An 18,479-nucleotide genomic window follows, 5' to 3' on the forward strand; every position below is an offset into this window, starting at 1 on the left:
CTGAGGAACAAAATGAATAAGACATACGGAGCCCTGTGCTTTTTGGCTGCGATTACTACCCCCTTGTTTGCTCAGGCTGAAGATCGCTGGACAGCTAATTTGTATTTTGAAAACGACCTGTTTACCGGTACCGACCTTAATTATACAAATGGCGTGCGAATGTCCTTTATCTCGCCGGACGTCGACAGTTTCTTAACTAGCCGCGAAGAGGCCTACCCATGGGTGAACACTCTTAACGAGTGGCTGAAATTTATTCACCCGAGTCCACCCAAGAAGGGTGAGCAGTTTGTTCAGCGTAATATGATTTTGAGCGCCGGACAGCTTATGTTTACCCCTACTGATCGCGACCGATTGACTGTCGATCCTAATGATCGTCCCTATGCTGGTTGGTTGTATGGTGGGGTTGGTTATCAAGCTCGAGTTGGTGATCGCCTGCATTCTGTAGAGTTAAATTTGGGGGTGGTTGGGCCGTTGGCCAAAGCCCAAGAGGCGCAGGATTTTATTCATGCCGAGCGCGACATCGATTTGTTCTTAGGTTGGGATAATCAACTTGAAAACGAACCAGGTTTTCAATTGGTTTTTGAGCGTAAACGCCGTTTTCAAATTACCGATGAGCCTATTATGGGTTTTATCGATATGGATTTTATCAATCACTGGGGTGGTAGTATCGGTAATGTTAGCTCATATTTAAATGCCGGTGGCGAACTCCGTCTTGGTTACCGCCTGCCCAACGATTTTGGTGTCTCTACATTACGCCCGGGGGGAGATAATAGTGCGCCTGGCCTAGGTAACCCCCTGGATCGAGATTGGCATGTTTATGGTTTTGTGGCGACAGACGTGCGTCTAGTGGCCAATAATATTTTTCTTGATGGTAACACCTTCCGAGATAGCCATTCTGTTGATAAAGAATATCTGGTGGGTGATGCAGCTATTGGTGCTGCTCTAATCTACGAGCGCTGGAAGCTATCGTATTCCCATGTTTTTCGAAGCAAAGAATTTAAGCAACAGGTAGAAGGGCAAGCCTATGGTTCAATTTCTTTGAGTTATAGCTTCTAAGGCGAAAATAGCTGAAAGCCCCAAAACATTGCGCAAATTATACTTAGGCCTATGCCCGCTAGCATAATTGGCTTCGCTGGACGCTTTATGCGATAGCTATTCGCTAGGGCAGGGTAGTTGTTATTGAGTAGGTTATTATTGCTGTCCATGTGAACCTTAAAAGAGTGCTGAAAGCATAAGAGCTGCTCCAAATCGGCTGCTTCACATGGGCTGCACAGTTCAATATCAATACTATTCTTGCTGATTTTTCTCTGCTCTTGCTTTGAAAAATCTTTGCTAAACTCCTCAAGACAACCATAAATTTTAAGCTTTTGCGCTTGCTGCTCGGTGACGCGTTGCCACCAACTGGCAGCCCAGCTCTGGTTGATGCAATAGGCTTGGCGTTGAAATTCTGCATTAGCTAGGCCTATTTGATTTACAATCAGGCGAGATCCAAGACAGAGAGCTGTTGCGCTATTTCGTTCTTGCGCAAGAAGCTGGTAGTCAAAGCGAATGTCCACGAGCGCTAATCCACTAAGGCTTTGATAAAGCTTGTCGAAAAAATCGCGATCGATCGCTTCAACGGTGTGTGTGTTGTGATTTGAGTGAAAATGGCTCAATAGATTTTCTATTTTTACACTGCTCAACTCTTGCAAAGCAAATTCGGCAGCGGACCAAGCATGGCTTTTAGAGCAGGCCAGCTCTGCACTTAAACAAATGCTGTGCTCGCTAGAAATGATGGCATGGCAGGGGAGATCAGAGAATTCGCTAGGTAGCAAAGCTTGTAACGGTTGGCTATTGTGGCGATTAATGCTTGATTGTGCCATGTTAAGGCAGCCACTAGAGCTGACTTGGCCGTCTTCAAAGACAAGCCATTCCACGGAGGGTTTAATATATATGTATAAATGTGCCGCCATGCCCTACATCCTATAACTAAATCGCTTTTTAAGCACCTGATTTTGTTGCTGCAAAAACCACCACTGTGCTTGCTTATGATGGCTGCGATTGACGTTAACCTTGAGCCAATAATACTCTGAGCGTAGCTGAAGCTGCAGTTTAATTTGGCTTGGAAGTTCGATGGTTTGTAGTTCGTCCAGCTGCCAAAACTGATGGTTATGGCTGAGGGGTTTCTGATTGACCTTGGCAATCAGCGCCACGACTCTTTCACGATCCAACTGATTAAGAAGCAAGGCTTGCAGAAGTGGGGTATCAGCTTTACTGAAAGCATTTATATTCCAACGATTGTATTTGTTGGGCCGAAAACACACAAAATCCGAAAGCTTTTCCCACTGTAGTGTTGTCCAGCTATGAGCCAACAAACGTCGAGCTAACTCGGCCTTGTTGGCTATTGGATCTGGCTGTGAGTGTTGCACTATCTCGCTTGCAAAACGATGCACAAGCTGAAGATCTAATGTGCTTCGAGCGGAGGATGTGTTCTCGATCAGGTACTGCAGTTGCTGCAGCGATGGGCTTTGTTGCAAATGCTGAAGCTTGAAGTCGCTTATGCCATAAAGGTTGATGCAAGGTTTGGCCAGTGCCAGCCGCAGTTGTACTTTGCTGTCGGTGATTGGCAATGAATAAGGTTCAAACCAGGGCTGCTTAGGGTGGCTGTTTTCCGTACTGTCGATCTTTTCACCGAAATATTCGAGCGAAAATTGCTCAATAGCCAGCAGCTCAGAGCTAATCGCTTGCTGCTGCTCCTGCATGGTCAAGCGGCGTTGAAGATGGTAGCTATTCTCCGAGCTATTAACCGCAAGTATACTAATAATAGCAACCAGCAGTAAAACCAATAATAACGCAGCGCCACCTTGTCGCCTCGGGAATAAGGCTTGCGTTTGCGTTATTGATCCGGGCTCACTCATTTGCCTTCTCACTGTGCAACTAAAGTTTGTTGGTATGGAGGCCGATCTTTGTGTTGCCAGTCGATAGCGATAGCTCGAATCGGATTATGGTTGGCTGTGGCCGCTTGATATTGCGCTTTTTGAGAATTGCTATGCAAAATCATTGGTTGTCTCAGCCAGCGACCATCTTTAAAGAATGAAAAGTCACAGAGGTTTGCTATCTTAGAAACCCGAAACTCACCCCAGTGGCCGAGTGAATCGAGTTGATCTCTATAAAGGCCGCGATCATTAACCCGGTAACGTAAATATCGAATGTCATTTGCTCCACTGTCTGCGATCGAGTGTTTTAGCTCTAAGACGAAACAGTTAGCAGGGCTGGCACAATCCTGGCTTGGCCAAATAATATTGCGGCTGTTTATTATGTCACGGCTGATCAACTGCTCGAGAGAAAATTGAGTTTGTAATTGTTGGCTTTTAACGGCTATCTTCTCGTTCAGGACAGAAGCCCGTTGCAAAGCTTGACTGGCTGCAATTGATATTAGCATCAATATGGACAGACTGATCAAGGTTTCTATTAAGCTGATCCCGCTTTGTTGCGCAAAGCGATTCATCGTCCAGCACCGAGATTGCGAGAGGGCTGTGTATAATTTGATTGAACGCTTAAATTATCTTGCCGGCTATTAATAGCAGCTTTCGAGTAAATAGTTTGCGTAGCAAGGAGAACGCCTTCCAATAACACTTCTACGTTTAAGGATTTCCAGTGGCTTAGTGGGCTGCCTTGTGGTGAGAGTTTTACGGTCCAGGTTTTTCCGGCGTAGTTTTGTTGGAATGTTTGCGAAGAGTTTGGCCAGCTGTTGTTCGATAGTTGCAGTTGCGTAGCGAAGTTGTTACTAAGATGTCCGGCAAGGTGACGGATTTCGATTTTGTGTTGTCTGTTTAGCTGAAGTTGTAAACTAGACAGTGCCAAAACCACAGTGCTGGCGAATATCGCTAAGGCAACCAAGACCTCGATCATCGATAAGCCGTTCTCATTTTTAAGCTTACTTTTGCTGGCGCTCATGGTCTTAACGGTAGCTCCTCAATAATGCCGTGGCTGTGTATAAGTAGACCTGTTGCGCTTTCCTTGTGCTCAGCAATTGTTGAAGGTCGCTCCCTCAGTTGGTAACTATCTTGGGCAAGGCCGTCATTAAATAGTAGTTGAAACTGATTGTTACCCTGCGTGTGCGTGGGGCAGGGCTGACATTTTGCAGACTGGCTATGGTAGAGGCAAAGCTCGGTGCTGATCTTTAGTGGTGAGCCAATGGGTAGCCATTGTCGATTCTCTCTGTGTCGCTCTGGTGTGTCGTAAAGCTCCGTAGCTTGGTGGTTTTGTAGTTGTAACATAGAGCCTTCACAGACAATTCGCAGTGGGGTCTGCTGGTAGAAGGATTGCTGGATAGCTTGTTCTACAAAGCGGCCGATCTTAGGCCAATCGTTGCTGACCTTAACGCTACTGATACTTATCATCACTAAACTGCTGGCGAGCGCCAAAATAGCGAGACTAATGAGCACTTCGAGTAAAGTCAGTCCTTGGTTTTTCATCTTAGCTTACGAGTGCATTCATTTGCATAAGTGGAAGTAAAATGGCTAGAACAATTAAAAATACGATTATGCCAACAAGGCTAATTAAGGCGGGCTCCAGTATAGCAAGTGCGATATCAATACTATTGTTAAGCTCCTGCTTTTCTTCTTTAGCCGCTTTTTCTAACATCTGGCCAAGTCGCCCGCTTTGCTCACCATTGCTGATTAACAATAGACTGTTTGGGCTTAAAAGATCACTGTCTTGCAAGAACTCTGTCAGTCGTTGTCCTGTCTTAAGTTGTTGCTGGCCTGTTAAAAGGTGTTGTTTATAGGCCGGGTGTTTAATTAGGCTTGCAGAAGAGCTGACGGCTTCGGCTAGTGGTATGCCAGCGCGATACAGTACGGCAATGGTGGATAGATAACGGCTGGCATCATTTCGGCGAATGAGTTCTCTAAAAATCGGTAGCTGGCTGGCTATTTTTGAGCGCCATCGTTGGTGGCTGAAAAACAGTTTTTTAGCGATAATCAAAATGACTAGAGCAACTATCACAAGCAAACCATAGTCTTGGCTAAATTCGCTGAGCTTAATCATTATTTGGCTTAGCAGTGGTATCTCGCTTTTACCTTCTAGCTGATGGATCAATTTGGGCATTACTGTGCTCAATAATAGGCCGACAATAGCAAAGGCTACGAAACAAAGAATGCTGGGATATAAGCTGGCCATTCTAATTTTATGGTTTTGTGTAATCTGCTCTTCTTGGTGGCGAGCTAAAGCCTCTAGGACCTGTGCCATCTTGCCGGATTTTTCTCCTGCTTGTATTTGAGCGATATACAATTCATCAAACCCCGCTTGGCAATTTTGCAATGCTTTACTTAAACTCTGGCCCTCGTTGAGATACTGAATTAGCTGCTGGCAATGGCTTCTTAGGCTGTCAAGTTTATTGTGGGAAATGATGGCCTCAATGGCTTGCTTAACGGCTATGTTGGCTTCGTAAAAGCTGTGCAGCTGGCGGGTGAATAGCAATACCTCTTTAGGCTTTAATCGGCGTTTGACGCTAAGCCGCTTAAAGCCGCTGCTGGAGCTATGCACTTTAAGCTGTAACAAAGTGAGCCCTTGATCTCTTAGCTGCTGTTTAGCCACAGTGGTCTCTTCAGCGGTGATGATTCCGCTGCTTAGCTTTCCTTTGTTGTCAATCGCGCGATAATGATAGTGGGGCATGTTCAGTAATCTTGGCTTACATTGTAAACCCGCAAGATTTCCTCATAAGTAGTTTCACCAGCAAGTAGCTTATCTATGCAGTGGCTATGCAAGGATCGATCATGTACTTTTTTAAAATGGATTTCTTGTTGCGCATTAATGGCTTCGAGGTTTGTTTTCTGTAATTGCTGCTGTGCGTGTTTATCTATTAAGATCATTTCAAAAACGGCTACTCGTCCACTGTAGCCGCTTTGATCACACCCAGGGCATCCTTTAGCTTCATAAATAACTTGCCCGGCAAGGTTAAGGTGGCCAAGATGTTCAGCCTGCTCGGTAGATATTTCACTGGCTTGGCGACAATGTTCGCATAGTTTTCTTAATAGGCGTTGGGCAATAATTGCTTTGAGCGCACTGGCCAGCAAAAAGGATTCCTGCCCGAGATCCAATAGACGAGTAATTGCTTCATCCGCATTATTGGTGTGCAGAGTACTCAAAACCAGGTGGCCAGTTAAGCTGGCCTGAGTCGCGATGCTGGCTGTTTCGGCATCTCGTATTTCTCCAACCATAAGTACATCTGGATCTTGTCGCAGAATGGCTCGCAAGGCTTTGGCGAAACCCATATCGATTGCTGAGTTAACCGGCACTTGGCCGATACCTGCCAGTTCATACTCGATAGGGTCTTCCACCGTAAGAATATTTTTTTCGCTACTATGGATATCCTGTAGGGCCGCATAGAGGCTGCTCGTTTTCCCTGCTCCGGTAGGCCCGCAAACCAGAATAAGCCCATGATTTTGCCGGATAACTTTCTTGAACTCTTTTAACAAAGGGCCTGGGAGGCCTAGCTGGTCGATGCTTATTTGTTGCTGGGACTTATCGAGTAAGCGCAGTACTAATCTCTCTCCGTGATTCGCAGGGATGGTTGAAATGCGCAGATCTATGGGTTTGCCTGCAAGATTTACGGTCATACGACCATCTTGCGGGAGCCGCTGTTCAGCAATATCCAGCTCTGCAAGAACCTTTATACGTGAACAAAGGCGAGGGGCAATTTCACCCTGTAGGCTTTGGACTTCTTGTAAGACGCCATCGATTCGAAAGCGAATAGCAAGTTGTCCTTTAAATGGCTCTATATGAATATCTGATGCCTGGCGGCGAATTGCTTGGCTTAATAAGCGGTTGAACAATTTAATGATGGGCGCGTCGTCGCCCTCGGCAAGCAACTCGATATCTTTGTCTTGCCAGAGGCTATGCTCTTCTATAGCGTCTTCGTCCAGTACTTCACTTTGAGATTGATAAAAGCTCTGAAGCTTTGCTTGAAACTCCTCAGCTTCAAGTTGATGGACCTCTATCCCCGGAGCTAAACGTCTCTGCACCTCCAATAAGCTGTCTAAACTGGTATCGGCGGTAATAAAAACACGACTTATAGTGGAGTCGCTATGACTCACAAAAATAGCGTTCTGACGGGCGAATTCGAAGTTCAATTTATCCATCTAATACACGCCTACTCTTCGAATACCGGTAGTACTGGAATAATATCGTTATCTAACAATGGGACGCCGGTGTCCTGTTTTAGCAATTGCTCCGCACGTATATAGCGATACTTCTTTTGACTTATGGCATTTAATAGCTGCTGATCTCGGATAATGGTTGGGCGTAAGAAAACCATGAGATTGCGTTTGGTTTTCTCGCTATTGTCGCTCCGAAAAACGCGGCCAAGTAGTGGTATATCGCCCAGTATCGGAACCTTGGAGTTAACTAATTGAACTCGTTCATCCATCAAGCCGCCAAGCACAATAGTTTCGCCGTCTTCAGCAAGAACCGTAGTGTTTAGTGTGCGTTTATTTGTTATGAGATCCGAGGCTTGTAAGCCGGTAAGAGAGGAGACTTCCTGTTGGATCTTTAGCTGTATAGCATTGCCTTCGTTAATTTGGGGCTTAACTTCTAATTTTATACCGACTTCTTTTCTATCAATGGTTTGAAAAGGATTGCTGTTGTTACTGCCTGTAGTTGAGCCGGTGATAAACGGAACTTCTTGGCCAACAAGAATGGAAGCTTCTTCGTTATCAGTGACTAAAAGGCTAGGAGTCGACAGAATATTGGAATCGGTATTTTCAGATAGGGCATTAATGAGTACAGCAAAACTTAAGCCATTGCTGCGTAATCGCCCACCTGCGAGATTGAGGCCATTTGCCGATGATAGGGCGTTATTCAATGCGTTATCGTTATCAGTCAGCAAGGCGCCAGCTAGCGCAGCGGCGTTCAAGCTGCCAACGCTGCTGCTTAAGCCGCCACCAATCTGGCCATCTTTACCGACCAACCACTGTACGCCGAGCTCTTTCGCTAAGGAATCAGAGAGCTCAACGATTATTGCTTCAATAAGTACTTGTGCGCGGCGAATATCCAGTTGTGAAATAAGTGCCTTAGCATCACTTACGGCTTGTTGGGTGCCAGTTAAGATCAAGGCATTAATATCTTCATCCACTTCTACATTGAGTGCTTTATCTGTATTGGCCTGCTGTTTGCCAGCGATGCCTTGTTTTGGCTGTTCAATGCCTTGTAGAATTTTTTGTAGCTTAATAGCGTTTGCGTATTGTAAATAGACCACCTGGTGGCGTTGCTGCTGATCGTTACCCTTATCTAGCTCTCGTAAAATGCTGCGAAATCTTAGGCGTTCTCGGCTGGGTCCTCGCAGTAATACGCTATTGCTGTTCTGATCGTAGGCGATGGCGACTTTGTTGTTTTTTTCATCCCCGTTTGCCTTTAGCAGGGCGCTTAATAGTTGAGCCATGCTAGCGGCGGAGCTGTTCTTTAAAGGGATGGCTTCTAAATCTTGTTGGCCTTGCTGATCTACGTTCTCCGCTATTTTTAATAGTCTTTTAATGTTGGCTGATCGGTCAGTGATGATTAGTGTGTTGCTTGGCTCATAAGCATTGATAACACCAATTCGGCTGTCGACAAGAGGGCGCAAAGTATTAAGTAAGCTTTTAGCGGCGACATGATCTAAGTGAATAACCCTGGTAATTATTGCGTCGCTGGCCTCGGTATCTTCACCTATGGAAACTAAACCGCCTTCGAGTTTTGCCTGCGGGGCGAGCACGACTTTTAATATGTTTTCGCCTTGTAATACAGCCATATACCCATGTGCTTGTAATTGGCTGAGAAAAATTTCATAAACTTCATCGGCACTTAAGGATTTTCGGCTGTTGATGTTTACCCGACCTTTAACGCGCGGGTCTATGATGATTGTTCGCCCTGTTATTTTACCTACTGAGGTTATGAATTCGCGCATTTCGACATCGTTCATGGTGAACTCAAATTGTTCGCTTTTTGCCGCTTGGGCAAAGGATGCAGCAATAACAATTAGCAGGTAAGCCTGAACTCGAAGTGCGCTGTTTTTTATACTGCCCAAGGTCTTACTAAGAGGCAAGCGTGGTGAGATTTTACCGTTTTTTATCATTGTTATTTCCATTAAGGTAAAGAGGCTTAATCCTAAGTTAAAGGTTTGCTTAAAAAACTAGTGTGAGTTGGCGCTCGGTACCATTTCGATTTAATTGCAGTTCAATTTTCCCGCTGCTCAATAGTCTGGGCACAGAGCTTAAGCCGATATCGGCAATGGGTGTGTCATTGATGTGGGTAAGCTGGTCGCCAGTTTTTAATCCAGCCTGTGTAAAAAGCGTGGCTGACGTGCTAGGGGCTAGCGATAAGCTCGTAAGTTTGCCGTTTTGGTAATTAGCCTGTGCCTGGATGTGATCTGCAAGTGAATTGGGTTGCTCTAAGACGATTGTTTTGAGTTGTGGCAACTTGATAACAGTTTCTGAAAGCCCTTGTTTAATTTCTTTTCCATTAAGCCCTAGGCGCTTTTCACCCCAGGGGCCTGATAACGTGATGTTATCAGTGGCGATGGCTGTTATCGAAATATTATCTTGTTCAGGCAAATATTCGCCTACCGACATAAGCAGTTGCTCCTCATGCCAGCGTATAATCGCAAAAGACTGTTTGGCGTTACTGCGAACTAGGCCAACGAGCTCAACTTGATCAAGCTCCTGCCAGCTCTTGGCTTGTTGATCAAGAATTGTGTCTATTTTATCTGTTGATATTTGAGGTTTCGCTTCAGATTCGGCCGTGGCTAAGGGGGGCTGGCTTTCAGTATTCGCTTTGTTGGGTGACAGGTAGCGAACCAGGCTCAATAAAACAATAACTAAAACGATGACTAGGAAAAGCCATTCTAGGATCGCTAGGCGATTACGGCCGAGAGGTAAGTGGCTGTAAATGGGGTATAGTGCTGCGCGAATTAATGACATGCCGCCGTTGCCGAAATACTAAGTTATACATTTTATTTGATTTTTAACTCTGCTTTTAAACCAGCTTCCTAAGCTTTGCCTGTCACCTCTATTTGGGTGACAAGGTGGCGCTTTGTTGGGTGCTGCTGTCCAGAGTAAGTGATCTTAGACTAACACAAAATTACCTAGGATTACCCCTCGCTGCTATGGCTATTTTTGGCAATGGTAATCAAAAAGTATAACGCGCTCATGATTTGTTCAAATGTATGAGTTGGCAATTCGGCTTAGGAGTGGAATAGCTGTAAATAAGCGCTTGAATAATAAAGCGCCCCCTGGGGCGCTTTATTAGGCCTTAATGCAGCACTGTGTGATTTTAGATCTATGCTGTCCGGTTTCTAGATGACGCCGTAGGCAATCATGGCATTGGCAACTTTGTTAAAACCGGCAACATTAGCACCGCGGACATAGTCAATATAATCGTCCCCTGGGTTTTGGCCGTACTCCATGCAGTTATCATGAATGGTCTGCATGATATTGCGCAGTTGTCGGTTTAAATTACTTTCATCCCAGGAAATACGGGCAGAATTCTGACTCATCTCTAGCCCTGATACGGCAACCCCGCCTGCGTTTGCGGCTTTACTGGGTGCGTACATAATGCGAGCTTTTTGGAACACCTCAACGCCACCAGCGGTGGTGGGCATATTGGCGCCCTCAGAGACAGCCATGCAGCCATTTTTAACCAACATCAATGCATCTTCTTCGAGGAGCTCGTTTTGGGTGGCGCAAGGGAAGGCGAGGTCGCAGGGTACTTTCCATGGGCGTTCGCCGGCATGAAAACTCGCTTCAGGGTATTCCTCTACATATTCAGAGATTCGGCCACGCTTTACATTTTTAAGGTGCAGCACAAAGTCTAGCTTGTCTTCATCAATACCTTGAGGGTCGTGAATGAAGCCCGATGAGTCAGACAGTGTTAGTACCTTGGCTCCAAGTTCGATAAGTTTTTTACTGGCGTAGCTGGCGACATTGCCGGAACCCGAAACGACAGCAGTTTTGCCTGCGAGAGTTTGATTTCGTACTTTCAGCATGTCTTCAAGCATGTAAACGGCGCCGAATCCTGTGGCCTCCGTTCTTACTAAGCTACCACCATATTCAAGGCCTTTGCCGGTAAGGATGCCGGTGAATTCATTGGTTAATCGCTTGTGTTGGCCAAACATATAGCCGATTTCTCTAGCGCCAACCCCAATATCACCGGCCGGTACATCTGTATCGGCTCCGATGTGTCTAAACAACTGTGTCATAAAGGCCTGGCAAAAGCGCATAACCTCTCTGTCGGATTTACCCTTGGGGTTAAAATCTGAGCCACCTTTACCGCCACCCATAGGTAAACCGGTTAAGCTATTTTTAAAGGTTTGTTCAAAGGCCAAAAACTTTAACGTCGATAGGGTGACATCGTGGTGAAATCTAAGGCCACCCTTGTAGGGGCCAATTGCATTATTACACTGTACTCGATAGCCGCGATTTACTCTTACATTGCCTTCATCGTCTTCCCAGCACACCCTAAAACTGACGATTCTATCGGGCTCTGTCATACGTTCCAGAATACGCGCTTCTTTATAAATAGGCTTGTCTTGTATGTAGGGGATTATTGTTTCTACAACTTCATGTACAGCCTGGTGGAAATCTGATTCGCCTGGGTTTCGACGAATCAGGCCTTGCATAAAATCATCTATTTCACTTTGAACGGCACTAGAGTGTTGTGTCATGTTTGGCTCCTTGATGAGTAGCTCGCTTATACTCTTTATTGTTGGCTAATTAGAGCAATGCATTGGCGCTAGTATTTAAAAATTCGATCTTATTGCTTAAGTGTAGCAGCCAAAGTACCAACGACATTGCCAGAGTTGGCTTGGCAATTAAAGCTGGAGGTGTGTTTAAGCGTCACTTTTAGCATGCCCTAGTGAGCACATTTATCGCTTCTGCCTGCTAGTATCCAGTTTGGCGTTTAAAAGCACAGTTAGTTAAACAAAGCTGCTATATGCTATGTTTGCGGCAGCAGTGTGCCATACTTAAGGTAAGGCAAAGATAAGAAGTTACTTTAAGTTGCAAACGTAAGGACATAATTGTTAAGGTTGACAGTGGATAACTAGTAGAATCGGGTTCATTGGAAGGCAACCCTCTCATAGACAACGAGGCCAGTGATGGAGTTAACGTTAACGGTTCAAAAAGCCCCCCACGGCGCTGAGCATATGCTGGGTAAGTCGTTCCGGTTTTGGGCGGTAGGTTGTCGAATGGGGCGTGCGGCCAATAACGACATTGTACTTGTCGATCCCCAGCGCTATGTGTCTTCTAATCATGCGGTTATTACTTTCGAGGGTGGCCAATTTACCATCATCGATCAATCGGCCAATGGACTTTTTATCGATGGCTCGCCAACATCTCTAGGCGTCGGTCGTCGCCATGTTATCTCTCAAGGCGAAATGTTAGGCGCAGGTGAGTATCTTTTAAAGGTCAGCCTAAGTGCGCAGCCAAACCAGTCGCCACAATCAAATGTGGTCAGTATCGCTGCAGAAAGCTCATCTATTCCTCAAGTGGCGTCTCAACCGCCGGCCTCTTCGGCGACGCCTCCCCCTCAGGTAAGGGATTGTAATTCTACCTCCGACCCTGTCCAATTAGCATTACAACTGGGCTTACAGGGAATGAGTGAAGAACAGCTTAATGGTATTTCCTCCGAGATTTGTGATGTGGTTAAACGCTGCGTGGAAGGCGTTATGGTCATATTGGGTAATCGGAGAAATATGAAAAGCCAGCTGCATATGGATATGACCCAGATACAGCCGGCAAACAATAATGCATTGAAGTTCTCTGTTTCGGCTGATGAGGCTTTGGAGACCATGTTTGCCAAGTCAGGCGAAGGCTATATGGCTCCTGCCAACAGTATTAAAGAAGCTTTCCAAGATATCGCTGATCACCAAGTAGCGATGATGGCCGCGATGATGCAGGCATCTCAGCAAATGATGATGCGTTTTCATCCCGATCAATTGGAAAGTGAATTTGCTCAGATGAGTCAAACCAAGGGTTTGTTTTCATCGAAGCAAAAACCTTGGGATATGTATAAAGATTATTATAAACAGATGGTTGGCGCACAGCGTAGCTCTGTAAATGATCAATTTATTGAAGATTTTGCCGCTGCTTATGAGCAGCAGCTGCAACTGATCAATATGGATCGTAAACAAGGTAATACTGTGAATTAGCGCTTCTTCCAGGCTTGCCAGCATCATTCAAGTCGCATACGGAGTGCGACTGGTCTAGCCGGGATGAAGTCGTGAGTAAAGATAAGCAACCTATAGTTGGCACAAGCTCTTCTGGTGACACAACAGGGCACGTTAGCGGAGCCGAGCAAGAATCCAGTCAGGATAAAACTGTTATTCAGGCTGTCGAAAATACGGCAGCCGATAACCCACTCGCTTGTGCAGATCAAAATAAGACCCAAATTCAATACCCCTCCCAAGCTGACAGCAGTGATAAAACGGTTTTACTCGCAAGTGCTGAGTTAGACGATCCCAAAGCCACTGAAAAAACCCAATTTATTCAAGCGCCGGGAACCGGTGACGATCGCACCATTATGCTTGGGGGCTCTGTCAACGCGACTCAATTTATTCAAGATAGTCAAGCGGCAGCGCAAGGCGAAAACGTCACTATTCCCAGCACCATGTCCCCTGATCTTATTATCACCGGGCAGCTGGATGAGCACGGCCGGACGGTCATTAAAGACCGTTTCGTATTGGAATCGCTATTAGGTGCTGGCGGCATGGGCGCGGTCTATAAAGCGAAAGATTTACGCAAGGTAGAAGCGAAAGATCGCGATCCATGGGTGGCGGTAAAAGTCCTAAATGAAAATTTTAAAAATCATCCTTCTGCGTTTATTTCCTTACAGCGTGAAGCGCGAAAATCGCAAACGCTAGCTCATCCGAATATTGTCCAGGTCTTCGACTTCGATAGAGATCACGATATGGTCTTTATGACCATGGAGCTCTTATCTGGCGCCTCGCTAGAAGACGTCATTAAAGAAAAGCCTGAGGGCTTGCCGCTAGAGCAGGTCTTGAATTTAACCCGTCAAATGGGTGATGCGCTGGCCCATGCCCATCGTCATCGAATTACTCATGCCGATTTTAAACCTGGCAATGTATTTCTTTGTGATGGCGATGTAGCCAAGGTTATTGACTTTGGTATTGCCCGTGCGGTTTCGAGTGTAGAAACCGATCAAAAAGACGATAAAACCGTCTTCGACCCAAACAGCCTCGGTGCATTGACCCCCGCTTATGCCAGCCTGGAGATGCTACTTGGCGAAGAGCCACTGCCAAGTTGTGATGTATATGCGCTCGGATGTATCGTCTATGAGCTGTTAAGCGGCAAGCATCCCTTTGAAAAGCAACCTGCAGATCAAGTCGCTATTCAGCGTTTAAAGCTTAAACGCTTGCCACAGTTGAATCGCCGCCAATGGAAGGCCTTACGTCGGAGTTTATCATTAAAGCGTGCCAATCGCTTTGCCACCGTTGATGACTTTTTAAATGAATTTGTACCAATTGTTAATCCGTGGCGCAGGCCGGTAGCGATGGGCTCGGTGGCTGTACTGTTGCTATTGGGCCTAGCTGGGTATCGAGCCTATCAATCCAATGAGAAAGAAAAACAGCTTGAGATAGAAAAGCAGGCGCTAGCGCAGCAGCAGGCGATACAACAACAAGAAATGGACCTGCAAAGACAGGTTCAGACGGTATCAGATGATCTTTCTAAGCAGTTTTCACAGCTCAATGATAAGGCTGGCGAGTTACAGTCACTGCTTGATCAAAGAAGTTTAAGCTTTGATACAGGGGCACTTTGGCAGCGGCAAACAGCGGTAATTATGAATGAGTTACTGCGGGTTTATAAAGATGAATCCTGGCGCGATGGATTGCAAGGGCATGCGCTTGGTGAGCGAAACGATTTCAAAAAAGTTATCCAAGAGCATAGTTTAAAAACTCAGCAAGCCAAACAGACATTGGCTAATTGGGCGAGTAATTATAATTTCACATTAAGTGATGCCTATCTCGCCGGTGCATCGGATGCTTCAGACGATCAAAAATTCGATGAGGCTCGTCGATTACTTGCTCGAGCGCAAACCCTAAACTCTTCATCAGCACAACTTCAAAAAGTAGAGCAGCAAATTGATCGGCAATATAAGGCTTATCAAACGGAGCTGGCGGCTCAAGCTGAAGCGCGAGAAAGGGCGAGGCTTGCGGCCGAGAGGCGTCGTTTATTGGCGGCTTTTGAGGCTGATAAAAGCCAGTTGTTAAACGATGTAGAGCAGTGTCAGGCCGGTTTATTGCGTGAAGGCCGTGGTGGTAGTTTTAACTTAGACTTACGAGCATTGGCCGCAGGTTTTAGTAGTTTGCGAGCAAAATACCCCGTGTTTCAAGGCGATATCTCAAGCGCTCAGCAGGCAAGCGTTACTCAACTGATTGACTGTGTTCAGGTCTATGGTTATGGCAATACTCAAGACGCAAAAGTGAAGGCTGGCTTAGCGGCGCAGTTGTTCCCTTTTGCTGCTGATCGCTTTTTGGAAATGGAAATTTACCCTTGGAACAGTTGTAAGTCATCTTTTGCGGGCCGAGGACAGCGTTACAGCTGTCGTGATCGTTTTTTAAATGAGGATGATCAGCGCGGACCAGAATTAGTGGTAATCCCCAAAGTTGATGGGCAAAAACCCTTCGCGATTTCAAAATATGAAATTAGCATTGAAGACTTCAACATCTTTTGTACGCAAAGTGGAAGCTGCGAAGCTATGCAGGGTTCCGCCAATATGCCAGTTACAGGTTACTCAGTGGAGCTTTACCAAGCTTACGCTGAATGGTTAAGCGATCATACTGGCTTCAAGTACAGAATTCCCAGTTACCAACAATGGTATCAAGCCGCTTCAGCGCGACAATCTGAGCTAGATACTGGTCGCAATTGTACCTTGAAATCTCGTGGTATTCACAAGGGAGATAGCTTATTGCCGATCGACATGGGTGCAGGCAATCGCTGGGGCTTGGTAAACCATGTCGGCAATGCACGCGAGGTCGTAATGCATCCTGAAGGTTTCAGAGCCGCAGGCGCGGACCATAAAACAGCAATGGAAAACTGCACATTAGAGGCTTTGGATATAGTTCCCAGTTCTGGTGATCAGCTGTCTGGCTTTCGAGTAGTGAAGCTGTTGCCATGAGATTTATTAAGCTATTAACTACGCTTACTGCACTTGTTGGCCCAGGTTTTGTATTGGCGCAACAAGAAAATCTCAGCCTCGATTTTTTCGATCAGCGCTTTGAGCTCGAATTGTCACAAGCGGCATTGCAGCCTGCATCTAATGCTGCAGATCAACAATTTGATACGGCTCTACTCAAGCGCTACGATAAAGCATGGTGGATGCAGCGATTGCCAGCCCTACAGGCTGAATTGCTCAAAAGGGAAAGGCTATTCACTGAAGCTGATCGAATTGAGCCTGGCGCTTTAAGTTCACTTGCCCAATACCTTCGCTTACTAATGCCTGAACTTGATATTGGCGCGCCGGTTAGTATAGATAAAACTCGCTTATCGGATGTTCAGCAGCAAGCTTTGTTCAATATGGTCTATGACTGGAAGGGCAAGCATGACCCCCGTAGTACGGAAGACTATCTAGAGCAAGAAGATATAGACCTGGCCGAAATTGTCGAAAATAGTGTGTTGCGGGTTTTCGATGCAAATTTCAGTTGCTTGTTCCAGCTAAGCAGTGCTGAAAATCGCATTGAGGTTTCCTTAAGGCCCCAGTGGTCTGACTGTATTGATGAAAGTCGACCGCAGTTATTATGGGTGAATGAATTGCGCTTAGGCGAGGCAAGTACTCAGCAAGATCTGCCTATTGACCGGGAAGAGGTGTTTAGCTTCTTGAATCAGCAGAAGGAAAAGCAAACGAGACTGAGTAATGATGCTGCGCATGGTTTCAGCTTGTTTGATCTCAATATCTTGGCCTCTAAGCTGAATCAAGCATTTCTTGATTCTTCCGCGGGGCAGCGTTATGACAATGTTCATGACGCCTTGATTACCGAAGAACTTGAAGTGTTGCGACAGCAACACGCTATGAGCTTTTCTAATTTACAGAAAATTTCTGAAACCTTACAAGATTATATTCGAGCACAGGGTTTTATCCTCGCAAAAGCTTATATTCCTCAGCAAGATTTCAGGGCCGCCGATGGTATTTTGGAATTGGCGATCGCCAGCGGCTATTTAGCCGATGTTTATTTTCGTAATATCAATGAAACGAAATACCGCCGAGAGACCTTGTTGTCAGCCTTTGCAGCTTATCTAGATAAGCCCGTAAGCAGTGATGTATCAACCGCGTATTTTCGATTAAATGATATTCCTGGTTTGAGTGTACAAGCAGGCTTTTTCGAACCTGGAGAGGAGAACGGCCAGACTCGATTGAACCTTGGCTTGGAAGAAGAGAAGTGGCAATTACAACTGCGTAGCGACAATTACGGCTCTAAAGCAACCGGAGAATATCGAGTGCTAGCAGGCTTTGATTGGTATAACGCGCTCGGTTATGGCGATTCTTTAAACATAGCTGTGTTGCAAGCTTCTTCGCCGAGTAATACCAGCTATGGCTCAGCTAAGTACAAGTTTCCATTTTTAGAGTTAAAGGCAAATATTGTACTGTCACATGAGCAGACACAGTACGAGGCCCTAGGTGGTGTTGGCGCCAATAAGGCTTTATCACAAGGAGACTTGGCAACCAGCAGTTTAAGTATGGAATATCGCTGGCTACGCTCAAAAGATTTTAACTTCAGTGTAGGTGCTTCGGCAGTGAAAAAGTCATCCGATACCACAGTTACTTTGCAGTTGGGTGATAAGTCTGTTGTTGATGGCTTGGAAACAGAGGTAGAGGGTTATCAAGTCGATGTCAAAGTGGATTACTTATTAAGTTCGCTAAGGGCGTTAACGGATTGGCGTTTTAGCTATTTTTCTGGTCAGCAAGAAGACTTAAAAGATACGGTGATAAGTCGTAGCTATGAAAAATTCACCTTGAGCGGGGACACCTTGTTTCTTTTGCCAGTAGAGGTTTCCAATCAGCCACTCCGGCTAAATGCGAAATTTCAGGCCGTATATTCAGATGATTTATTGCCAACCTTTGAGCGTCAAGCTATCGGCGGGCCCTATGGCGTTAAGACATTCGCCACCGCCGATTTCACCGCGGATAAAACAATTTATGGCAATTTACAGCTGTTGGCAAACGTGAATTCTTGGTTGGGTGAGGGGTTTTCTGATGATCATGATGTATCCATTGCTGTATTTATTGAGGCGGCTGAAGGCCGACTTAATGCCCTGCAAGGGCAATCTGATAGTAAGGCCAGCTTTCAGGCGGCGGGATTGTCTTTGTATTATCAGTGGCAAGAAAATTTAAATCTCGAATTGAATTATTCATTTGCCGGCAGCAAAGATGTCAGTACGGATTTTGCTGAGCTCGTTCCAGAGCCTGAAGATACAGTTTATTTTAGCTTGAGCTATCGGATTTAGTTAGCAAGG

The 18,479-nt window shown here is 45.7% G+C and carries 14 protein-coding genes; 4 read left to right on the forward strand and 10 right to left on the reverse strand.

Going from position 1 to position 18,479, the window contains the following annotated elements; all coding sequences use genetic code 11:
- Nucleotides 1–12: 12 nt before the first annotated feature.
- Nucleotides 13–1,056, forward strand: coding sequence for a lipid A deacylase LpxR family protein (locus tag Q1A41_RS04730; RefSeq protein WP_299975400.1), 1,044 nt, complete (start codon nucleotides 13–15; stop codon nucleotides 1,054–1,056).
- Here Q1A41_RS04730 and Q1A41_RS04735 read toward each other — a convergent pair.
- The 10 genes from Q1A41_RS04735 to gdhA form a co-directional block, all read right to left on the reverse strand.
- A complete protein-coding gene (locus tag Q1A41_RS04735; RefSeq protein WP_299975402.1) occupies nucleotides 1,053–1,862 on the reverse strand; it encodes a hypothetical protein in 810 nt (269 codons plus the stop codon). The genes Q1A41_RS04730 and Q1A41_RS04735 overlap by 4 nt on opposite strands.
- 93 nt (nucleotides 1,863–1,955) lie before the next feature.
- The gene (locus Q1A41_RS04740; RefSeq protein WP_299975404.1) at nucleotides 1,956–2,897 is read right to left on the reverse strand and encodes a type II secretion system protein GspK; all 942 of its coding nucleotides are present in this window, start codon (nucleotides 2,895–2,897) and stop codon (nucleotides 1,956–1,958) included.
- An 8-nt stretch (nucleotides 2,898–2,905) separates the two neighbouring features.
- Complete coding sequence (locus Q1A41_RS04745) at nucleotides 2,906–3,487, reverse strand: hypothetical protein (protein ID WP_299975406.1); 582 nt, start codon at nucleotides 3,485–3,487, stop codon at nucleotides 2,906–2,908.
- Complete coding sequence (gspI, locus tag Q1A41_RS04750; RefSeq protein WP_299975408.1) at nucleotides 3,484–3,936, reverse strand: type II secretion system minor pseudopilin GspI; 453 nt, start codon at nucleotides 3,934–3,936, stop codon at nucleotides 3,484–3,486. The genes Q1A41_RS04745 and gspI overlap by 4 nt, the downstream gene beginning before the upstream one ends.
- Nucleotides 3,933–4,457, reverse strand: coding sequence for a prepilin-type N-terminal cleavage/methylation domain-containing protein (locus Q1A41_RS04755; protein WP_299975410.1), 525 nt, complete (start codon nucleotides 4,455–4,457; stop codon nucleotides 3,933–3,935). The genes gspI and Q1A41_RS04755 overlap by 4 nt, the downstream gene beginning before the upstream one ends.
- 1 nt (nucleotide 4,458) lies before the next feature.
- Nucleotides 4,459–5,655: a type II secretion system F family protein gene (locus tag Q1A41_RS04760; RefSeq protein WP_299975412.1), complete on the reverse strand. Its 1,197-nt coding sequence runs from the start codon at nucleotides 5,653–5,655 to the stop codon at nucleotides 4,459–4,461.
- 2 nt (nucleotides 5,656–5,657) lie between these two features.
- A complete protein-coding gene (locus tag Q1A41_RS04765) occupies nucleotides 5,658–7,121 on the reverse strand; it encodes an ATPase, T2SS/T4P/T4SS family (RefSeq protein WP_299975414.1) in 1,464 nt (487 codons plus the stop codon).
- 11 nt (nucleotides 7,122–7,132) lie between these two features.
- Complete coding sequence (gspD, locus tag Q1A41_RS04770; RefSeq protein WP_299975416.1) at nucleotides 7,133–9,088, reverse strand: type II secretion system secretin GspD; 1,956 nt, start codon at nucleotides 9,086–9,088, stop codon at nucleotides 7,133–7,135.
- Between the two features lie 49 nt (nucleotides 9,089–9,137).
- Nucleotides 9,138–9,932, reverse strand: a complete 795-nt coding sequence (locus Q1A41_RS04775; RefSeq protein WP_299975418.1) for a hypothetical protein — start codon at nucleotides 9,930–9,932, stop codon at nucleotides 9,138–9,140.
- A gap of 374 nt (nucleotides 9,933–10,306) precedes the next feature.
- Nucleotides 10,307–11,674, reverse strand: a complete 1,368-nt coding sequence (gene gdhA, locus Q1A41_RS04780) for an NADP-specific glutamate dehydrogenase (RefSeq protein WP_299975420.1) — start codon at nucleotides 11,672–11,674, stop codon at nucleotides 10,307–10,309.
- 432 nt (nucleotides 11,675–12,106) lie between these two features.
- Here gdhA and tagH point away from each other — a divergent pair, with 432 nt between their 5' ends.
- The 3 genes from tagH (at nucleotide 12,107) to Q1A41_RS04795 (ending at nucleotide 18,470) form a co-directional block, all read left to right on the forward strand.
- Nucleotides 12,107–13,159, forward strand: coding sequence for a type VI secretion system-associated FHA domain protein TagH (tagH, locus tag Q1A41_RS04785; protein WP_299975422.1), 1,053 nt, complete (start codon nucleotides 12,107–12,109; stop codon nucleotides 13,157–13,159).
- A gap of 71 nt (nucleotides 13,160–13,230) precedes the next feature.
- Nucleotides 13,231–16,146: a bifunctional serine/threonine-protein kinase/formylglycine-generating enzyme family protein gene (locus Q1A41_RS04790; RefSeq protein ID WP_299975424.1), complete on the forward strand. Its 2,916-nt coding sequence runs from the start codon at nucleotides 13,231–13,233 to the stop codon at nucleotides 16,144–16,146.
- On the forward strand, nucleotides 16,143–18,470 hold the full coding sequence (locus Q1A41_RS04795) for a ShlB/FhaC/HecB family hemolysin secretion/activation protein (protein WP_299975426.1): 2,328 nt from the start codon (nucleotides 16,143–16,145) through the stop codon (nucleotides 18,468–18,470). Before Q1A41_RS04790 ends, Q1A41_RS04795 begins: the two co-directional genes overlap by 4 nt.
- Nucleotides 18,471–18,479 lie beyond the last annotated feature (9 nt).

This window comes from uncultured Pseudoteredinibacter sp. (assembly GCF_947502065.1).
Lineage (GTDB): Bacteria > Pseudomonadota > Gammaproteobacteria > Pseudomonadales > Cellvibrionaceae > Pseudoteredinibacter.